The sequence below is a fragment of the Antribacter gilvus genome (assembly GCF_003946865.1).
GTDB lineage: Bacteria > Actinomycetota > Actinomycetes > Actinomycetales > Cellulomonadaceae > Antribacter > Antribacter gilvus.
In genome coordinates this window covers 501,635-521,213 of sequence record NZ_QXTH01000001.1, presented here as the reverse complement: position 1 = coordinate 521,213, position 19,579 = coordinate 501,635, and the positions used below count along the sequence as shown (strand labels likewise).

Sequence of the window (19,579 nt, the reverse complement as noted above, 5' to 3'; positions counted from 1 at the left end):
CCTGGGCCTGTAATCGAGGCACTCAGTCGTGGTGCGGGTCGAGCCCCAGCAGGGGGAACACCTCGCGCCGCGTGGCAGCGACGGCCCGGTCGAGCGGATCGGCCGGGTCGTACCCGGACCGCCAGGACCGGAACTCCACCGGTCCTGACCCCAGCGCACGGGCAGGCTCGATGCCCGACATCCCCAGCGCCGCCTGCCGCCAGCTCTCCGGCAGGGGCGCACCGCGGTCGACCGGGGCGTGCGCCGCCTCGGCGACGAGCGCCGCCCAGACGAGCGGGACGACGTCGACCACCGCGTACCCGCCGCCCCCGAGGGCGACCCAACGGCCGTCGGCACGCTCGTGCGCCAGCGCGTGCACCCACTCCGCGGCGGTGCGCTGCGCGTCGACCGGGACCTCCAGGTGCGACAACGGGTCCAGGCCGTGCGCGTCGCAGCCGTGCTGCGACACGATGACCTGCGGGTCGAAGGCCCGCACCACCGGCGGGACCACGGCGTCCACGGCGCGGAGCCAGCCGGGCCCGTCGGTCCGGGCGGGCAGCGCGACATTGACGGCGGTGCCCGACGCCGCCCCGGTGCCCCCGGTGTCCGCCGGGTTGCCGGTCCCGGGGAAGAGGGTGCGCCCCTCCTCGTGCACGGAGACCGTCAGGACGCGCGGGTCGTCCCAGAAGAACGCCTCCACGCCGTCGCCGTGGTGGGCGTCGAGGTCCACGTAGGCCACGCGCTCGGCGCCGAGGTCCAGGAGCCGCTGGATCCCCGCTGCCGCGTCGTTGTAGACGCAGAACCCGGAGGCGGCGCCCCGCTGCGCGTGGTGCATGCCGCCCGCGATGTTGAGCCCGTGCAGCACCTCACCGTCCCAGACCGCCTGGGCGAGCTCGACGGAGCCGGCCACCTGCCGGGCCGCCGCCTCGTGCATGCCGTGGAACAGCGGGTTGTCCTCCGTGCCGAGCCCACGGGCCTCGTCCGCCTCGAGGGCGGTCCCGGCGCGGCGGACGGCCGCCACGTAGTCCGGGTCGTGCACCGTCTGCACGACGGCGTCGCTCGCCGGGGCGACGTCCGTCACCTCGAGCGTGGGCTGGGCCAGGAGGCCGAGGTCGGCGACCAGGCGCATGGTGAGGGCGAGGCGGGCGGGCGCCATGGGATGCCCGGGGCCGAAGTCGTACTCGAGGAGGTCAGGGCTCCACACCAGCCGGGCGACGCGCACCTGACCACCGTAACCGACCCGCTGACTTGTCATGGGCCCGGTCCGCTATAGCGTTCTGTCGCAGACGGACGAAGGAGGACGATGGCGCAGAGCCTGCGCGGCCGAGTACGGGACCGGCTGTTCGCCGGCCGGGAGCTGGTGGACCGCGTGGCGCGGCACTCGCCCGCCCGGCTCGCGGTGACCGTGTTCGCGGCGGTGATCGCGGTGTTCACCGTGCTCCTGCTGCCGCCCTGGGCCACCGCGTCGGGCGAGCGGGCCGCCTTCGTCGACGCGCTCTTCACCGCCGTGTCGGCGGTCTGCGTCACCGGCCTGGTGGTGCAGGATACGGGGACGTACTGGTCGGGGTACGGCCTGACGGTGATCCTCGTCGGCATCAAGGTGGGCGGCCTGGGGGTCATGACGCTCGCGTCGATCCTCGGCCTCGCCGTCTCCCGCCGCCTCGGCCTGACGCAGAGGCTGCTCACCGCCTCCGAGACCAAGACCGACAAGCTGGGCGAGGTGGGCTCGCTCCTGCGGGTCGTCATCGTCACCGCCACCCTGATCGAGCTCTCGATCGCGGTGCTGCTGTTCCCGCGGTTCCTCGTGCTCAACGAGTCGGTGGGGGAGGCGGCGTGGCACGCGGTCTTCTACGGCGTCTCCGCCTTCAACAACGCGGGCTTCGTGCCCGACGCCGGGATGCTCGAGCACGTGGGCGACTGGTGGCTGTGCGTGCCGATCGCGCTCGGCGTGTTCGTCGGGTCGCTCGGCTTCCCCGTCATCCTCAACCTGATGCGCAGCCGACCGCGGCTGGGCACCCGGCGGAGGTGGCAGGCCGGGTGGTCGCTGCACACGCGCCTCACGCTCGTCACGAGCACGGCACTGCTGGTGGTGGGATCCGTCCTCCTGCTGGTGCTGGAGTGGAACAACCCGCGGACGTTCGGGCCGCTGGCTTTCGGGGAAAAGCTGCTCGCCGGGTTCTTCGCCGGGGTCATGCCCCGCTCGGGCGGGTTCTCCACCGTGGACATCGGCGCGATGAGCCAGTCCAGCTGGCTGCTCCAGGACGCCCTGATGTTCGTCGGTGGCGGTTCGGCGTCGACGGCCGGCGGCATCAAGGTCACCACCCTCGCCGTGATGCTCCTCGCGATCGCGGCCGAGGCCCGCGGCGACCGGGACATCGAGGCCTACGGGCGCCGGATCCCCCGCGACACCCTCCGGCTCTCGATCGCCGTCGTGTTCGTCGGTGCGACGGCGGTCCTCGTCTCGTGCGTGGCGCTGCTCGAGATCACCGGCCTGCAGCTCAGCGTCGTGCTGTTCGAGGCGCTCTCCGCCTTCGCCACCGTGGGCCTCTCCACCGGGATCACCCCGGGGCTGCCCGACGCCGCGAAGTACGTGCTGTGCGCCCTCATGTTCGTCGGCCGTACCGGGACCATGACGTTCGCGGCGGCGCTGGCCATCCGCGACCGGCGTCGCATCGTACGCTTCCCCGAGGAACGACCGATCATCGGCTGAGACCGGAACGCAGCGCAGGGTGAGGGCCGAGGAACGAGGCACTCGCCCGAAGCGGAGTGCAGGACTCAGCCGAGAACGGGTATCGGCTGATCAGGGCCAAGGTGGAGAGGAACCACGTGACGGACAGGAAGCCGGAGAAGAAGGCGGAGAAGAAGCCCGAGCGGGACGCGGGCGTGCTCGTCATCGGCCTGGGCCGGTTCGGGTCCGCGATCGCGGCGACCCTGGACCGCCTCGGCCAGGACGTGCTCGCGGTGGAGCGCGACCCCGATCTCGTGGCCCAGTGGTCCGGCCGCCTCCCGCTCGTGGAGGCCGACGCCACGAACCCCGAGGCGCTCGAGCAGCTCGGCGCCCGGGACTTCGGCGTGGCCGTCGTGGGCGTCGGCACGTCCCTCGAGGCCTCGGTGCTCATCACGGGCAACCTGGTCGACCTGGCCACGCCGCAGATCTGGGCCAAGGCGATCTCGGCCGAGCACGGGCGCATCCTGACGCGCATCGGCGCCCACCACGTGGTGTTCCCGGAGGCCGACGCCGGGTCGCGCGTCGCCCACCTCGTGAGCGGCAAGCTGCTCGACTACATCGAGGTCGAGGACGGCTTCACCATCGTCAAGATGCGCCCCCCGAAGGAGATGCAGGGCTTCACCCTCGCGCAGTCGAACGTGCGGCAGCGCTACGGCATCACGGTGGTCGGCGTGAAGTCACCCGGCGTCGACTTCGTGTACGCGACGCCGGAGACGCGGGTCTCGTCGAACGACCTGCTCATCTGCTCGGGCCACGCCGACCTCCTGGAGAGGTTCGCGGCGCGCCCCTAGGGTGTGGGCCCTGGGGCGCGCCCGCGTCACCCGCTCACGGTCAGCAGTAACCCCAGTAGGCGTTGTCGACGGCCCACCAGCGCGTGGGGGCGCTCGCCAGTGTCCACTGGCCCGCGGGCCGGCTGTCCGAGTCGTAGTAGGTGCCCTGCACGGACGATCCGTGGCACCGCGTGCCGTGGAAGTAGTTCGACCACACGGTGGTCGAGGAGCCGCGCTCCCAGGTGCCGCCGCCCACATAGGTCACGGCGGCCACGGCCACGGTGGTGCCGCCCGCGATCAGCGTCGCCGCGACGGCCGTCGAGGCAAGGGTCCGGCGAAACGTAGTGCGGTTCATTTCTTCTCCTTCGTTCGACGCGTGTGAGAAGTCTTCACGTCGTTCCGATGGCGAACCTTGCACAAATCGTCCGCCTTGCCAACCCCCGCCGGAGTGTCGTCAGGAGTCTGCGGACCGTGTCGCGACCAGGCGGGCGGTCGCCGTACGCAGCGAGATCAGGACCGTCACCACGGCCACGACGGCCACGATCCCCGCGGTAGCGGCCTGCCAGAACGCGGCCCCGCCGCGAAGGCCTTGCGCCTGGCCGAGCGCGGCGGTCCCGGGATCGAAGACCAGGGGCGCGCCCTGCACCACCACGACCGCGACGATCCCCGCCTCGACAACCAGGACCACCCAGTGCGACCGCCACCACGGCCAGCCGCCGAGGTACCTCGCATAGACCGTCTGGGCCGACCGGAGCACGTGGACGACGCTCACGCTCACGGCCGTCACGACCAGGATGAGCAGCGCGGCGGCGAGGCTGAGGGCCTGCACCCGTAGGTCGCTGACCAGCTGGGCGTACTGGTCGGCCGCGTACTGGGCCGCGGGCCAGATCCCGTTCACGAGCGACGTGACGTCGAAACGCTCGACGTACGCCTGAGCGGTCGGCGCGTCGGGGAACACCACCCGGCCCTGGGTCAGCGCGCTCAGGTAGTAGCTCTCCGGGAAGACGTCGACGCCCGCCGGCACGATCACCACCACCGCGTCGTGGAGCGCCGGGGACCGCTCCGCGTGGTTGAGCGTTCCATACGTGAAGTGGTCCTGGCCGGGCGCCGCCTCGACCTGCTCGACCACCGCCGGCCCCGTCCGGTCCGTGGGCTCGCGCCACCCCTCGAGGTAGGCGGGCACCGCCTCCCGGGCGAAGCCGGCGCACGACGGCGGCGCCACCACCGTCACCTGCGACGGCTCCACCTCCGTGAGCCGCCCCGAGGTCGACCTCACCACCTGGTGGTCGAGGTAGGCGGGGTTGACCAGGAGCGTCGGGCACGCGTCGGCGCGCACGTCGACCTGCGCCCCGCCGGGTCCTTCGGTCGTCATGAGCGACAGGCTCCCGGTCAGGTTGTCGACTAGGACCGCGTCGCCGTCGTCCGTCGCCTGCCGCGCCATCGCACTGGCGCGCGCGTCCAGCTCCGGGTCGTCCCCGCCCATCTGGCCCGACAACCGGACGTACACCGCGTCCCGGGCCGTGTCCCACATCTCCTGTGCCGCGGCCCGCTCCGCCACCTGCAGACCCGCCTGCAGCGTGCCGAACCCGACGCTCACCGCGAGGATGCCGGCCGCGAGCCGCAGCGCGAACATCCCGGTCAGCGCCCAGCCGGCCGAGAACTGCCCTTTGACCGCGGCGAGGATCGGCGCCCCGAACGTCAGACGTACCGCGACGAGGTGCGCGGCCGCCCCCGCGAGGAGGAACGCTCCCACGAACGCCGCGGCGAAGACGGCGACCTCGTCGAGGCGCGCCCACCGGTTGTAGAACCAGAGGGCAGCGCCACCCGCCACGACGGAGGCCGCGGCCGTGACCAGCACCAGCCGCCCGACCTCGCGCAGGTCGCGTCCCACCACGGTCGCGAACGACCTGCCCTGCAGCCGCTGGACACCGTAGGCCTGGGCGCTGGCGACCACCCCGCCACCGATCATGATCAGGACCGCCAGCACAGCGGTTCCCGCCGCCCCGAGGAGGGGAGGGCTGACGATGTGCGGGAGGCTCGCGAGCGCCGGCCCCGGGCTGATGACCCATGGAGCCACCTCGCCGTCGAGCCCGAGGTCGCGGAACCCGTCGAGCAGCCGGTCGGCGTCGGCCCGGCTGCCCCAGACCAGGTAGTACCCGCGGGGGTCGACGGCGTCGAGCTGCTCGAACGGCCGGTAGCTCTCCTCGAGATACGGGCCGAAGTGATCGAAGCCGCGGTCGAGCCGCGAGGCGACCACGCCGGCCGGGTCCCCGGGCACGACGTAGAGGTGCGTCCGGCGCGCCGGGTCGGTCACGTCGGTCACGACGAAGCCCACGCCCGCCCCGGTCTCCTCCGCGACGTCGCGGAGGACCCGCGCGACGCCGTCGGCCGCCGGCGTGCCCGTCACCTCCCCCACCCGGACCTGGAAGGTGGCCCCAGCCCCGGGAGCCTGGTCGTAGACGCTGAACACCTGCACGGCGAGAAGCAGGGGGACCACGACGCTGAGCGCATAGGCGAGGCGGACGAGCCGGGGCAGCATGGTGCTCACCCTCCCACGCGCCGCCGCGCGAGGCAGCCCCCGGGAGGGGTCAGGGCGGCGCGTCAGGGCGTGCGGCGCGGCAGCGTGAGCACCCCGAGGGCGACCGCGCCCACGATGAAGAGGGCGATCACGCCGACGGCGCCCCGGATGTCGACCCACTGGTCACCGGCCGCGAGGCCCTGCATCGCCTCGATCGCGTAGGTGAGCGGGAACACCCGCGAGAGCCACTCGAGCACCTGAGGCATCTCGTCCCGAGGCATGAGCAGACCGCACGTGATGAGCTGCGGGAACAGGATCGCCGGCATCATCTGCACCGCCTGGAACTCGCTGCGGGCGAGCGCCGACGCCGCGAGGCCGAGGCAGCAGCCCAGGACGGCGTCGAGCAGCGCGACGACGATCACGAGCCCGAGCGGGCCCGCCACGTCCATGCCGACGAGGGTCGCGAAGCCCACCACCACCAGCGACTGGAACAGTGCGAGCGTGGCGAACGCCAGCGCGTAGCCGGCCACGAAGTCTCCCTTGCGGACCGGGGTGGTCATGAGCCGCTCGAGCGTGCCCGACTGCCGCTCCCGCAGCGTGGCCACGCTCGTGACCAGGAACATCACGATGAGCGGGAACAGGCCCACGAGCATGGGGCCGAACTGGTCGAGCACCGGCGTGCCGTCGAACATCCAGGCGATCAGGCCGATGAGGAGGCAGGGGAGCACGAGGACGAGGGCGATGGTGCGGTGGTCCGCCCGGAGCTGGTCGAGCACCCGGCCGGCGGTCGCGAGGGTGAGGTTCATCGCGCGGTCCCTTCGGTGGCGCCGGCGGACCGGTCGATCAGGGCGAGGAACGCACGCTCGGCGTCGGGCGCCCCGGTCTGCTGCATGAGCTCCTCCGGCGTGAGGTCGGCGACGAGGCCGCCCGCGCGCATCAGCAGCAGCCGGTCGCACTGGGTCGCCTCGTCCATCACGTGCGAGGAGACCAGGAGGGTGCGGCCCGTCCGGGACAGCTCCCGGAAGAGCGCCCAGAGGTCCCTCCGCAGCACGGGGTCGAGACCCACCGTGGGCTCGTCGAGCACGAGCAGCTCGGGGTCGCCCACGAGCGCCGCCGCGAGCGAGACCCGGGACCGCTCGCCGCCGGACAGCGTGGCGACCACCTGCTTCTCGTGCCCGCCCAGGTCCACCTCGGCGACGACCCGCCCCACGGTGTCCCGCCGCCGGGTGGGCGCGACGCCCGCCAGCGCCGCGAAGTAGCCGAGGTTCTGCGCCACCGTCAGATCGGTGTAGACGGAGGCCGCCTGCGTCACGTAGCCCACGCGGCGGCGGAGCTCCGGCGCGCCGGCGGGCAGGCCGAGCACGTCGACCGTGCCGGTCACCCGGTCCTGCACGCCCACCACAGCCCGCATCAGCGTCGTCTTGCCGGAGCCCGACGGGCCCAGCAGGCCGACGACGGACCCGGCCGGCACGTCCACGTCGAGCCCGTCGATCACCGCCCGCCCGCCCCGCTCGATGCGCAGGTCTCGCACGCGGATCGCCGGCTCGCCGCCGGCCGGGTTATTCACCATGTGGGGAATTCTCCTCCCGGAGGCTCGGGGATGCAACCCCCTCGCCGAGAGAGGCGTGCGTCGCCGAGACAGGTCCCTGCGGGGCCGGTCTATCTCGCGGGCGGGACGACGCCGGGCGGCAGGTCTCCCGTGAGGTACCGCTGCAGCGTGGGGCCCAGGAGGGCCGCGAGGTCGTCGGCGGTGAGCGCGGCGAGCGGCTCGAGGCGGACCAGGTACCGGGTGAGGAGCACCCCCGCCAGCTGCGACGCGACGAGGGCCGCCCGCAACGTCGGCCGGTCGGCGCCGAGGCGCCCGACGATCGGCCCCAGGAGCTCGGCTCCGAGGAACTGCGGCATGAGGGCCCGCAGCTCCGGGTCCGCGAGCACGGCGGGCAGGACGATCCGGACGGTGTCGCCGTAGTCGGTGTCCCAGAGGCCGACGACCGCCCGCACGAGCCGCTCCCCCAGACCCTCGGGAGGCCCGTCGAGCACGGCCCGGACCACGGCGGCCGGGTCGACGTCGCCCAGCCCGACCGTGGCGGTCAGCAGCCGCTGCTTGTCGCCGAACCAGTGCCGGACGGTCCCGGGGTCCACGCCCGCCCGCCGGGCGACGGACCGGAGCGACGCGGCCTCGTAGCCCCGCTCGACGAACTCCGTCCGGGCGGCCCCCAGGATCTCGGCGCGTGCGTCCTGGCCGGCAGGCCGCCTGCCCCGCCGCGCCTCGGCGGGAGGCGAGCCGGGCAGGTCGGCGGGCGGGACGTCGTCGGGCACCAGCCGATTGTCTCCCAGACGCGCGAGAGGCGTCAGCCGGCGAGAGAGGCGTCCAGGACGCCCATCTCGGCCGGCTGACGCCTCTCTCGCGAGCCGGGCGCCTGTCTCAGGCGCGGGCCTCCGTGGCCCGGCGCTTGTTCCAGACGTCGAACGCGACGGCGAGGAGCAGGACGATGCCCTTCACCACCTGCTGGACCGACTGGTCGATGCCCAGCAGCGACATGCCGTTCGACATGACCGCCATGATGAGGCCACCGATCATGGCGCCCGGCACCGTACCGATACCGCCGGAGACCGCCGCGCCGCCGATGAAGCAGGCGGCGATGGCGTCGAGCTCGAACATGTTGCCCGCACCCGGCTGGGCCGCGTTGGACCGTGCCGAGTAGACGACGCCGGCGACGGACGCCAGGAAGCCCATGTTGAGGAAGATCAGGAAGTTGACCCGCTTGACCCGCACGCCCGAGAGCTGGGCAGCGGACAGGTTCCCGCCGATCGCGTACACGTGACGGCCGAACACGCTGCTCTTGGTGACCGCCGCGTAGGTGAGGACCAGGACCGCCAGGACGATCAGCACGATCGGCAGGCCACGGCTCGTGGCGAGCTGCCAGGCGAACCACATGGCGACCGCGGCCACGGCCACGATCCTCGCCACGAACAGGCCCATCGCCTCGACGTGCTGGCGGTAGGCGAGCTTGGCCCGGCGGGAGCGCCACGAGGACACGGCAAAGCCGACGACCGCGATCGCGAAGATCAGGAGCGTGAACGTGTCGTACCCGTACCCGCCGAGGAGCCCGTTGAGGAACCCGCGGCCGAGGTTCCCGTACTCCTTCGGGAACGGCGACAGCGAGACGTTGTTCAGGACCTGGAGCGTGAGGCCGCGGAACAGGAGCATGCCCGCCAGGGTCACGATGAACGCCGGGATGCCGACGTACGCCACCCAGAACCCCTGCCACGCCCCTACCGCGAGGCCCACCCCCAGGCCCGCCAGCACGCCGACCCACCACGGCATGCCCTCGCGCACCACGAGGACGGCCGAGACGGCGCCGGTGAGAGCCACGACCGAGCCCACCGACAGGTCGATGTGCCCGGCGATGATCACGATGACCATGCCGATCGCGAGGATCAGGATGTACGAGTACTGCAGCACCAGGTTGGTGACGTTCCCGGGGCTGAGCAGCCGGCCGTTCGTCAGGATGGTGAACAGCGCCACGATCCCCACGAACGCGATGTAGATACCGCTGGTGCGGAGGTTCCGCGTGAACAGGTCGCGGATGTCGGCGGCGGCGTTCATGCCCGCACCTCCTGCGCGGTCTCCTGCGTCATGAGTGCCATGAGTCCCTCCTGGGTCGCCGAGGCCACGTCGACCTCGCCGGTGATGCGGCCGAAGGCCAGCGTGTAGATGCGGTCGCAGATCCCGAGCAGCTCGGGCAGCTCCGACGAGATGACCAGCACGGCCTTCCCGTCCGCGACCAGACGGTTGATGATGGTGTAGATCTCGAACTTGGCGCCGACGTCGATGCCGCGCGTGGGCTCGTCGAGGATGAGCACCTCGGGCTGCGTGTGCAGCCACTTGGACAGCACGACCTTCTGCTGGTTTCCGCCCGAGAGCTTCCCGACCTCCATGAGGACGTGGGGCGCGCGGATGTTCATGGCCGCGCGGTACTCCTCCGCGACCTTGAGCTCCTCCTGCGCGTTCACCCAGCCGTTGCGCGAGATGCGCCCGAGCCCCGCCGCGGAGATGTTCCGGCGGATGTCCTCGATGAGGTTGAGGCCGTAGCGCTTGCGGTCCTCGGACACGTAGGCGATGCCGGCGTCGATGGCGTCGGGGACGTCCTTCACGGACACCTCCTTGCCGTGCACGAACGCCCGGCCCGAGATCTCCCGGCCGTAGGAGCGCCCGAAGAGCGACATGGCCAGCTCGGTCCGTCCGGCGCCCATGAGCCCGGCGATGCCGACCACCTCGCCCGCGCGCACCGTCAGGTTCGCGCGGTCGACGACGACGCGGCCCGGCTGGGTCGGGTGGTACACCGTCCAGTCCTCGACGCGGAGCACCTCCTCGCCGGGGTGCGACTCCCGCTCGGGGAAGCGGTGCTCCAGGTCGCGGCCCACCATCCCGCGGATGATCCGGTCCTGGAGGGACACCGAGTCCTGCGTGCTGAGGTCGACGTCGAGCGTCTCGATGGTGCGCCCGTCACGGATGATCGTCACGCGGTCCGCGATGTCGGCGATCTCGCCCAGCTTGTGGGAGATCATGATCGACGTGACGCCCTCGTCCTGGAGCGTGCGCAGCAGGCCCAGCAGGTGCTCCGAGTCGGTGTCGTTGAGGGCGGCGGTCGGCTCGTCGAGGATGAGCAGGCGCACCTCCTTCGACAGCGCCTTGGCGATCTCGACGAGCTGCTGCTTGCCCACTCCGAGTGCCTGGATCGGCGTCGTCGGACGCTCTCGGAGGCCCACGCGCGCGAGCAGCTTCGCCGCCTCGTCGTTGGTGCGGTGCCAGTCGATGAGTCCGTTCGACCCGAGCTGCTCGTTGCCGAGGAAGATGTTCTCGGCGATCGAGAGGAACGGCACCAGGGCAAGCTCCTGGTGGATGATGACGATGCCCTTGGCCTCGGAGTCGTTGATGGACCCGAACTCGGCCGGAGTGTCGTCGAGGACGATCTCCCCGTCGTAGGTGCCGTGCGGGTAGACGCCCGACAGCACCTTCATCAGGGTCGACTTGCCGGCGCCGTTCTCGCCGCAGATCGCATGGATCTCGCCGCGCCGGACGGTCAGGTTCACGTCCGACAGGGCCTTCACACCGGGGAAGGTCTTGGTGATGCCCCGCATCTCGAGGATGTTCGGGGAGCTGGTCTCGGCCATGCCTTGTCCTTGCTCGTCACGATGTCGGCCGGGGCCGACGGCGAAGCCGAGGTTCCTGGCCGACAAGAGCCAGGAACCTCGGCGCTACAGAAGGATCACTCCGCCACGCCGGACTCGACCTCTTCGGCCGTCCAGTAGCCCGTGTCGACCAGGGCGGACTGGATGTTGTCCTTGGTGACGATCGTGGACTCGAGCAGGTACGACGGCACGATCTTCTCGCCGTTGTCGTAGTCCTCGGTGTTGTTCGCCTCAGGCTCCTCGCCTGCGAGGTACGCCTCGGTCGCGATGACGGCCTGCTCGGCGAGCAGACGCGTGTCCTTGAAGATCGTGGCGTACTGCACGCCGTCGGCGATCAGCTTGACCGACGCGATCTCGGCGTCCTGGCCGGTGACGACCGGCATGGCGTCGTCGGCGTAGCCCGCGGAGCGGAGCGCCTCGATGATGCCGCGCGAAAGACCGTCGTAGGGCGCCAGCACGCCGTCGACCTTCTTGTCACCGTAGTTCGCGGTGAGGAGGTCCTCCATGCGCTTCTGCGCGACCTCCTGCAGCCAGCGCTGGGTCGCTGCCTGCTCGATGGTGGTCTGCCCCGAGGGGACCACCAGGGTGCCCTCGTCGATGTACGGCTGCAGGGTGTCGATCGCGCCCTTCCAGAAGAAGTGCGCGTTGTTGTCGTCCAGCGACCCGGCGAAGAGCTCGACGTTGAACGGCCCGGCGGGCGCGTCCGAGACCGGCTCGCCGCTCTCGTCGACCAGGCCGAGGCCCATGAGCAGCGAGGTGGCCTGCTGGACGCCGACCTGCTCGTTGTCGAAGGAGACGTAGAAGTCCACGTTCTCCGAGTCGCGGATCAGGCGGTCGTACGAGATCACCGGGATGCCGGCGGCCGCGGCGGCCTCCAGCTGGCCCGCGAGGGCCGTCCCGTCAATCGCGGCGATGATGAGCGCCTCGGCTCCCGCGTTGATCATCGCGTCGACCTGCTGCTGCTGGGTCGGGATGTCGTCGCCCGCGAACTGCAGGTCGACCTCGTACCCGGCCTCTTCGAGACCCGACTGGACGGCCTCGCCGTCGGCGATCCACCGCTCCGAGGTCTGGGTCGGCATCGCGACGCCGACCAGGCCGCCCTCTTCACCGTCACCCGCACCACCGTTGCCGCCGCCGCCCGCGCCGGTCCCGCCGCAGGCGGCGAGCGCGAAGGCCATCACACCGGTCGTGGCCGCAGCCAGCGCACGGGTGTGCCAGAGCTTCCTTGCCATGACGTCTCCTCTTTCCCAAGCATGCCGAACACCACCGTCCGGCGAACCTCTCGATTGTTAACGCTCACATGGCCGCAGGTCAAAATCAGCGCGGTCACGATCGAGTCTCGATCAGGTATCGACAATACGGTGGTGGTGCTTGGTCAGCCCCTTGTGCAGGCGACGTGTGCCGAAGCGGATCTCAGGCCGGGGCGCCACCCCCGTCAGCTGACGGGCCGTAGGTACACGAATGGACGACATACAGCCCGGTCAGGCGACCATTCGTGCACCCACGGCGGGGAGGCATCAGCCCGAGACCTCCGGCCAGCCGTCCTCGGTCCAGGCGAGCTCGTGGATCGCGAGGCGGAACAGGCCGCCGTCGTCGGCGTCGTAGAAGTGGAAGCCGAGGTGGTCGCGCGAGACGGACTGCCCGCCCGGGCCCACCATCGAACCGCTGGTCTCCAGCACGACCGTGCCACCGCCGAGGGCCATGTCGCGGCCCTCCACGTCGACGAACGGCCCGGTGACGTCGCGCGACCGGCCCACCACGATCTTGTACGTGGAGTCCGTCCCGCGGCAGCAGCGGTCCCACGAGACGAAGAGGTAGTACCAGCCGTCGCGGGCGTAGAGGTAGGGCGCCTCGATCGCGTTGTCGGTCATGCCCACGCGGGAGGCGATCTGCACGGGCTCCGCGCCCTCGGCGACCTTGCCGCTCGGCCACTCGAGCGGGAGCATCTGGATCCCGCCCCAGAACGACCCGTAGACCATCCAGGGCTTGCCGTCCGCGTCCTCCACGATGCCCGGATCGATCGCGTTCCAGTGGTTGTCGCCCGACGTCGAGCGCACCACCAGCCCCTGGTCGGTCCACCCGAAGTCGGGGTCGGCGGGGTCGAGCGTGGTGCCCGTCCGCAGGCCGATCGCGGAGTTGTTGGAGCCGAACGTCGACGCCGAGTAGTACAGGTACCAGGTGCCGTCGTGGTGGTAGAGCTCGGGCGCCCAGAAGTTCGTGACGCCGTCGAGCTCCTCCCGCACCCACGCGGGGTCGTCATCCTGGTCCCAGGCCGTACCGACCATCGCCCAGGTGCGTCCGTCGTCGTCGGAGCGGCGGATCTGGGGGGCGCCGAAGCCGACCCTCACGTCACCGGTCGAGTACACGAACCACGGCTCGCCCGGCTCCCCCACCACGAGGGCGGGGTCGTGGGTGCGCAGGTCACCGTCGAGCGGCAGCCCGGTCGGGTCGCCGTCCGACTCACCCTGGCCGGAGCCCCCGAAGGGGACGCCGCGCAGGGCCATCGCACCGACCGCAAGCCCCGCGACGACGACCACGCCGATCCCGGCCCCGAGCACCGTCCGGGCCCTCACGCCCGGCCCAGACGGACGACCGACCACGAGACGGGCGGCAGCTCGGCGCGGGCGCGGTCGTCGGCCACTTTGGCGGTGGTGTTGACCTGCGGGAGCACGGAGGTGGCGTCGTCGGCGGTCGCGGACCAGGTGTGGTCCGGGTTCGCCAGGGTCAGCGCCTCGACGACCTGGAGGCCCGGGAAGCCGCGCAGGTCGACGTCGAGCGTGACCGGCTGGGTCACGGAGCGGTTGACAGCGAAGAGGACGACCTCGCCGGACTCGGCGTCGTAGGTGGCGACGGCGTCGAGGACCGGCACCTCGCCGAACTTCGCGGTCTCCTCGACCGGGGCGTCGACGGCGACGCGCAGCACCTCGCCCGCGGCGTGGCGCGACGTGAGCGAGAAGGGGTGGAACGTGGTCTGCCGCCAGGCACGGCCGCCCGGCTCGGTCATGATCGGTGCGATCACGTTGACGAGCTGGGCCAGCGAGGCCGCGTGCACGCGGTCGGTGTTGCGCAGCAGCGAGATGAGCAGGTTGCCGACCACGACGGCGTCGGCCACGTTGTACCGGTCCTCCAGGAGGACGGGGGCCACGGGCCAGTCGTCGCCCGACGGCGGGCGGGACTCGGCGCGCTTCTGGTACCAGACGTTCCACTCGTCGAACGAGATGTTGATCCGCTTGGTGTGCTTGCCGGCGGCGCGCACTGCGTCCGCGGTGTCGGCGACCGACTCGACGAAGTGGTCCATGTCCACCGCGGAGGCCAGGAACGAGGCGAGGTCGCCGTCCTGCTCCCAGTAGTACGCGTGGGCCGAGATGTGGTCCACGTGCTCGTACGTCTCGGTGAGGACCACACGCTCCCACTCGCCGAAGGTAGGCATGTCCGAGCTGGACGAGCCGCACACGACGAGCTCCACGCCCGGGTCCATCATCCGCATGGCGCGGGCGGCCTCGGCGGCCAGCCGTCCGTACTCGTGGGCGGTCTTGTGCCCGATCTGCCAGGGGCCGTCCATCTCGTTGCCCAGGCACCACATCTTGATGCGGTACGGGTCCTCGACGCCGTTGGCCCGGCGCTTGTCGGACCAGAACGAGCCGCCCGGCACGTTGCAGTACTCCAGCAGGTCAAGGGCCTCCTGGACGCCCCGGGTGCCCAGGTTGACGGCCATCATCGGCTCGGTGCCGGAGGCCTTGGACCAGCGCAGGAACTCGTCGACGCCCACGGTGTTGGGGTCGGAGGAGTGCCAGGCCAGGTCGAGGCGCGTGGGGCGCTCCTCGACCGGTCCGACGCCGTCCTCCCAGCGGTACCCGGAGACGAAGTTGCCGCCCGGGTAGCGGACGGTGGAGACGCCCAGCTCGCGGGTGAGCTCGAGGACGTCGCCACGGAACCCGTCGGCGTCGGCTGTGGGGTGCCCCGGCTCGTAGATGCCGGTGTACACGCAACGGCCCAGGTGCTCGACGAACGTCCCGAAGGTCCGTCGCCGTACAGGTCCGACGACGAAGGCAGGGTCGAGCGTGAGGGTTGCGGAGTGCATGAAGCGAGTTCCTCTCGGCGTGCTCCCGGGGAGCGGCAACGCGCGGCCGGGTCGGTAGTACATCGTTGTAGAGCGACAGTGAAGCATTGTTGTGACTCCGTGACAAGGCCCACTTGACCGCTACCGCACCGGCGTGCCACCGTGTGACCGTCGGTGAATTTCCATCGATGTAAATGGCGGGTCGACGAGGATGCAGCTCCAGGGTGCACTCTTCGCTCGCACACCTGGTACCCGAGAGGATCGTGTGATGAAGAAGTCACGCCTGGCAGCCGGCATGGTCGCCGCGATTGCCCTGTCCACCACCCTTGCAGCCTGCGGCGCAGGCTCGAACACGGACGACGACGGCAAGCTCACGTTCATGTTCCGTGGCGGCGAGGACGAGAAGGCCGCGTACGAAGAGGCGATCTCCCGCTTCGAGGAGGAGACCGGCGTCACGGTCGACGTGGTCGTCACCGACGCCGACCAGTACGCCACCAAGCTTCAGGCCGCGATCGCCGGCAACAACGTGCCTGACGTCTTCTACATCGAGCAGGCCAGCCTCCAGTCCTACGTGACCTCCGGCATCCTGCTCGACATCACGGACCACGTCGCGGAGCAGGACGTGGACCTCGACAACATGTGGGAGTACGGGGTCAACTCGTACCGCTACGACGGCAAGCTCCAGGGCACGCCCGAGGGCCGCATGTACGGCCTGCCGAAGGACGTGGGCCCGTTCGCGATGGGCTACAACAAGACGATGCTCGAGGCCGAGGGCATCCCGCTGCCGAGCGTCGACGAGCCCTACACGTGGGACCAGTGGCTCGAGGTCCTGAAGGCCACCACGAAGGACACCGACGGCGACGGCGAGGTGGACCAGTGGGGCACCGGCCTCAACGTCCAGTGGAACTCGCAGGGCTTCGCCTGGAGCAACGGCGCCGACTGGACCAACGAGGACCACACCGAGGTCACCGTGGACACCCCCGAGATGGCGGAGGCGCTGCAGTACATCGCCGACCTGTCCAACGTCCACAAGGTCACGCCGAACGCGGAGCAGGCCGCCACGCTCGACACGTACCAGCGCTGGATGGCGGGCGAGCTCGCCTTCTTCCCGGTGGGCCCGTGGGACGTCAGCGTCTACAACGAGCTCGACTTCGAGTACGACCTCATCCCGTTCCCGGCCGGCTCCACCGGTGAGCCCGCCACCTGGATCGGCTCGCTCGGTATCGGCGCCTCGGCGACGACCGCCATGCCGGAGGAGGCCGTGCAGCTCGTCACCTACCTGTCCGCGGACGAGACGGCGCAGACCACGCTGGTCGAGGCCGGCATCCAGGTGCCGAACCTGAAGGACATGGCTGCCGAGTGGGCCGCCGAGGAGGGCGCCGAGCCCGCCAACCGCCAGGAGTTCCTGGACGTCGTCGAGGACTACGGTCGCCCGATGCCCGCCGCCTTCACGTACGGTGCCGCCTGGTACGACGAGCTGTGGACCAACATCCAGCCGGTGATCGACGGCCAGCAGCCCGCCGCCGAGTACCTTGCCGAGGTGCAGCCGCGCATGCAGGCTCTGCTCGACGAGGCGAACGCAGCCGCTGAGCAGGCCGCTGCCGCCAACGCGTCCGACAGCTGACACCACCACAGACTGACGCGGCCGCCCCTGCCCCTGGGGCGGCCGCGTCCCCCCGACGGAAGGAGCCCGCGATGTTGTCGTCCGGGACCTCGCGCCTGCACCGGTCGGAACACCGGTGGGCGCTGCTGTTCGTCGCCGCCCCTGTGGTCGGCTACCTGCTCTTCACGCTGTACCCCGTCGCGATGGCGTTCTACACGTCGCTGACGAACTCGAACGGTCTCGGCGTCGCGCGTTTCGTCGGTCTCGACAACTACGTGCGCGTGATCAGCGACGGGTACTTCCACCAGTCGCTGTTCAACACGTTCTTCTACATGATCGGCATCCCGATCGGCCTGGCACTCTCGCTCGCGCTGGCCATCGGGATGAGCCGCGCGATCCCCGCGCGGACCGCGCTGCGCACCATCTACTACGTGCCCGTCATCTCGTCGCTCGCCGCGATCGCGATCCTGTGGCAGTGGGCCTACAACGGTGACTTCGGCCTGGTGAACCAGGTCCTGGCCTGGTTCGGGATCGACGGGCCCAACTGGCTCGCCGACAAGGACTACGCCAAGCCGGCCATCATCGCCATGGCGATCTGGAAGGGCCTCGGCTACTCCATGATCCTGTACCTGGCCGCGATCCAGTCCGTGCCCCGGACCCTCTACGAGGCGGCCGAGCTCGACGGCGCGAACGGCTGGCAGCAGTTCCGCGCGATCACCCTGCCGATGGTGCGGCCCGTGACGTTCTTCCTCGTGGTCACCAACGTCATCGGTGGCGCGCAGATCTTCACGGAAATCAACATCATGACGCCGACCGGCGGCCCCGAGCTCAGCACGGCCTCGGCCGTCTGGTACATCTGGCGGCAGGCGTTCAAGTACCAGCAGATGGGGTACGGCACGGCGATGGCGATCGTGCTGGGTCTCCTCATCCTTGTCATCACGCTCATCCAGTTCCGCCTGAACCGGCGCAACAGCTTCGTGCTGGACTGAAAGGAGGATCATGAACCTGACGGAACAGACTCCCGCCCAGATCGCCGACGCGTCGGCGATCACCCCTCCGACGCGCCGGACGCCCCGCAGGACGCTCAGCGCCACGTTCGGCCGCCAGCCGCTCGGCCGCCGGGCCACCACCCGGATCGTCGACATGGTCACGTTCGTCGTCCTGGCCATCGGCGCTGTCGTCATGATCGCTCCGCTGCTCTGGATGGTCTCGACATCGCTCAAGACCAAGCTCGAGGTCTTCGCGCTGCCGCCCGTGTGGATCCCGGCCGTTCCCCAGTGGGACACCTACGTGCGGATGTGGGACGACTCCCTCATCCTGTCCGGTATCCGCAACAGCATCACCGTGTCGCTCACCGTGACCGTGATCGGTACGTTCACCTGCGCGCTGGCCGCCTTCGCTCTGGCGAAGATGCGCCTGCCGGCCCGTAACGCCATCTTCATCGGCCTGCTGTCGGGCATCATGATCCCGTTCCCGACGCTGATGATCCCGCAGTTCGTCATGTTCTCGAAGATCGGCTGGGTCGACACCCTGCTGCCCCTGATCGTTCCCGCGATCTTCGGCAACATCGTGATGATCTTCTTCCTGCGGCAGTACCTCGAGAACGTGCCCAACTCGATCGTCGAGGCGGCCAAGATCGACGGCGCGTCCTACTGGCAGATCTTCTGGCGCATGATCCTGCCGATCATCCGGCCGGCGGTCGCGGCGCAGTTCATCCTGTGGTTCATGGCGGTGTGGAACGACTACCTCGCGCCGATCCTGTACCTGAACACCCCGCAGAACCAGACGCTGCAGGTGGTCATCGCGAACATGAACGTCCAGTACGCCACGCAGCGGGACTACCCGCTGATCATGGGTGCGTCGTTCATCGCCCTGGTGCCTATCCTCGTGGTGTTCCTGATCTTCCAGCGGCAGATCGTCGAGTCGGTCGCGCTGACCGGCGCGAAGGGCTGACATGAACGGACCGGCGGCTTCAGACCGCCCGGCGGAGGGGCGCACCGGCTCGGTGCGCCCCTCCGGCGCGTCCGGGAGCGCGTCCGGGCGGGCCGCCGGCGCGTCCGGGCGGGGTCGCGAGAGCTCGGGCGACGCCGGGGCGGACGCGGGCTGGGCCGGCGGCGTCATGGCGGTTCTCCGCTGGGTGACGCGCATGGTCGAGGTGAACGTCCTGGTGGTGCTCGGCACGCTCGCGGGCGGGGTGCTGCTGGGCCTCGGCCCTGCTCTCCGCGCCGGGAGCACCGTCCTGCTCGACGACGAGCACGCGGACGCGCCCTGGCGCGGCTTCTGGCGCACCTGGCGTTCCGGCTGGCGGCGCGCCAACCTGCTCTTCGCGCCCGTCTGGGTCGCGGGCACCCTCGTCTGGCTCGACACCGCGGTGATCGCCGCGGCCGAGGGCCCGGCACGGGCAGCCTTCCAGGTGGGCCTCGTCCTGGTGAGCGGGTGGGGCGCCGTCGTGCTGGCCTGGTGGCCGCGCGTGGCCCTGCGGTACGACGACGGCGCACCGGCCGTGTGGCGCTTCCTCCTGCTGGCACCGATCCTCGGCCCGGGGACGGCCCTCGCCGTCCTGGTCGCCCTCGCGGCCACGGCGGCCGTCGCCCTGGGAGTGCCGCTGGCGGCGGCGCTCGCCGGCGTCTCGTTCCCCCTGTGGGCCACGGGCCGGCTGGTGGACGACCGCCTGCGCAAGATCGACGAGCGCGCCGCAGACGCCGAAGCGCCGAGGTAGTCACTC

Annotated in this window: 17 protein-coding genes; 6 read left to right on the top strand and 11 right to left on the bottom strand. The window is 70.9% G+C overall.

What is annotated here, in order from left to right; all coding sequences use genetic code 11:
* Positions 1–22 precede the first annotated feature (22 nt).
* On the bottom strand, positions 23–1,201 hold the full coding sequence (locus D1350_RS02225) for an acetoin utilization protein AcuC (RefSeq protein WP_125773395.1): 1,179 nt from the start codon (positions 1,199–1,201) through the stop codon (positions 23–25).
* An 81-nt stretch (positions 1,202–1,282) separates the two neighbouring features.
* Between D1350_RS02225 and D1350_RS02220 the strand changes: the two genes are divergently transcribed.
* Together D1350_RS02220 and D1350_RS02215 are read left to right on the top strand one after the other, a co-directional pair.
* Positions 1,283–2,689 carry a TrkH family potassium uptake protein gene (locus D1350_RS02220; protein ID WP_125773393.1) on the top strand — a complete coding sequence of 469 codons (1,407 nt, stop codon included), beginning with the start codon at positions 1,283–1,285 and terminating at the stop codon, positions 2,687–2,689.
* Between the two features lie 116 nt (positions 2,690–2,805).
* A complete protein-coding gene (locus tag D1350_RS02215; RefSeq protein ID WP_206074389.1) occupies positions 2,806–3,498 on the top strand; it encodes a potassium channel family protein in 693 nt (230 codons plus the stop codon).
* Between the two features lie 40 nt (positions 3,499–3,538).
* On the opposite strand, the gene D1350_RS02210 is transcribed toward D1350_RS02215, so the two are convergent.
* The 10 genes from D1350_RS02210 to arfA form a co-directional block, all read right to left on the bottom strand.
* Complete coding sequence (locus tag D1350_RS02210) at positions 3,539–3,832, bottom strand: lactococcin 972 family bacteriocin (protein WP_125773391.1); 294 nt, start codon at positions 3,830–3,832, stop codon at positions 3,539–3,541.
* Between the two features lie 99 nt (positions 3,833–3,931).
* On the bottom strand, positions 3,932–6,016 hold the full coding sequence (locus tag D1350_RS02205; protein WP_125773389.1) for a hypothetical protein: 2,085 nt from the start codon (positions 6,014–6,016) through the stop codon (positions 3,932–3,934).
* A 62-nt stretch (positions 6,017–6,078) separates the two neighbouring features.
* On the bottom strand, positions 6,079–6,801 hold the full coding sequence (locus D1350_RS02200; protein ID WP_125773387.1) for an ABC transporter permease: 723 nt from the start codon (positions 6,799–6,801) through the stop codon (positions 6,079–6,081).
* A complete protein-coding gene (locus D1350_RS02195) occupies positions 6,798–7,565 on the bottom strand; it encodes an ABC transporter ATP-binding protein (protein WP_125773385.1) in 768 nt (255 codons plus the stop codon). Before D1350_RS02195 ends, D1350_RS02200 begins: the two co-directional genes overlap by 4 nt.
* Before the next feature lie 89 nt (positions 7,566–7,654).
* On the bottom strand, positions 7,655–8,314 hold the full coding sequence (locus tag D1350_RS02190) for a TetR/AcrR family transcriptional regulator (RefSeq protein ID WP_240643824.1): 660 nt from the start codon (positions 8,312–8,314) through the stop codon (positions 7,655–7,657).
* 106 nt (positions 8,315–8,420) lie between these two features.
* Positions 8,421–9,605, bottom strand: coding sequence for a multiple monosaccharide ABC transporter permease (gene mmsB / locus D1350_RS02185; RefSeq protein WP_125773383.1), 1,185 nt, complete (start codon positions 9,603–9,605; stop codon positions 8,421–8,423).
* Entirely contained in the window at positions 9,602–11,173 is a 1,572-nt protein-coding gene (gene mmsA / locus D1350_RS02180) for a multiple monosaccharide ABC transporter ATP-binding protein (protein ID WP_125773381.1), read from the bottom strand. The genes mmsB and mmsA overlap by 4 nt, the downstream gene beginning before the upstream one ends.
* Before the next feature lie 95 nt (positions 11,174–11,268).
* A complete protein-coding gene (chvE, locus tag D1350_RS02175) occupies positions 11,269–12,423 on the bottom strand; it encodes a multiple monosaccharide ABC transporter substrate-binding protein (RefSeq protein ID WP_125773379.1) in 1,155 nt (384 codons plus the stop codon).
* Positions 12,424–12,708: 285 nt separating this feature from the next.
* On the bottom strand, positions 12,709–13,764 hold the full coding sequence (locus tag D1350_RS02170) for an arabinan endo-1,5-alpha-L-arabinosidase (protein WP_240643823.1): 1,056 nt from the start codon (positions 13,762–13,764) through the stop codon (positions 12,709–12,711).
* The gene (arfA, locus tag D1350_RS02165; RefSeq protein ID WP_125773375.1) at positions 13,761–15,272 is read right to left on the bottom strand and encodes an arabinosylfuranosidase ArfA; all 1,512 of its coding nucleotides are present in this window, start codon (positions 15,270–15,272) and stop codon (positions 13,761–13,763) included. Before arfA ends, D1350_RS02170 begins: the two co-directional genes overlap by 4 nt.
* 247 nt (positions 15,273–15,519) lie before the next feature.
* Here arfA and D1350_RS02160 point away from each other — a divergent pair, with 247 nt between their 5' ends.
* The 4 genes from D1350_RS02160 to D1350_RS02145 all read left to right on the top strand — a co-directional run bounded on the left by D1350_RS02160 (position 15,520) and on the right by D1350_RS02145 (position 19,573).
* Positions 15,520–16,875 carry an ABC transporter substrate-binding protein gene (locus tag D1350_RS02160; protein ID WP_125773373.1) on the top strand — a complete coding sequence of 452 codons (1,356 nt, stop codon included), beginning with the start codon at positions 15,520–15,522 and terminating at the stop codon, positions 16,873–16,875.
* Between the two features lie 71 nt (positions 16,876–16,946).
* Positions 16,947–17,843 carry a carbohydrate ABC transporter permease gene (locus D1350_RS02155; protein ID WP_125773371.1) on the top strand — a complete coding sequence of 299 codons (897 nt, stop codon included), beginning with the start codon at positions 16,947–16,949 and terminating at the stop codon, positions 17,841–17,843.
* A gap of 10 nt (positions 17,844–17,853) precedes the next feature.
* On the top strand, positions 17,854–18,807 hold the full coding sequence (locus D1350_RS02150) for a carbohydrate ABC transporter permease (protein ID WP_125773369.1): 954 nt from the start codon (positions 17,854–17,856) through the stop codon (positions 18,805–18,807).
* A 1-nt stretch (position 18,808) separates the two neighbouring features.
* The gene (locus D1350_RS02145) at positions 18,809–19,573 is read left to right on the top strand and encodes a DUF624 domain-containing protein (protein WP_125773367.1); all 765 of its coding nucleotides are present in this window, start codon (positions 18,809–18,811) and stop codon (positions 19,571–19,573) included.
* The last annotated feature ends 6 nt before the right edge of the window (positions 19,574–19,579 follow it).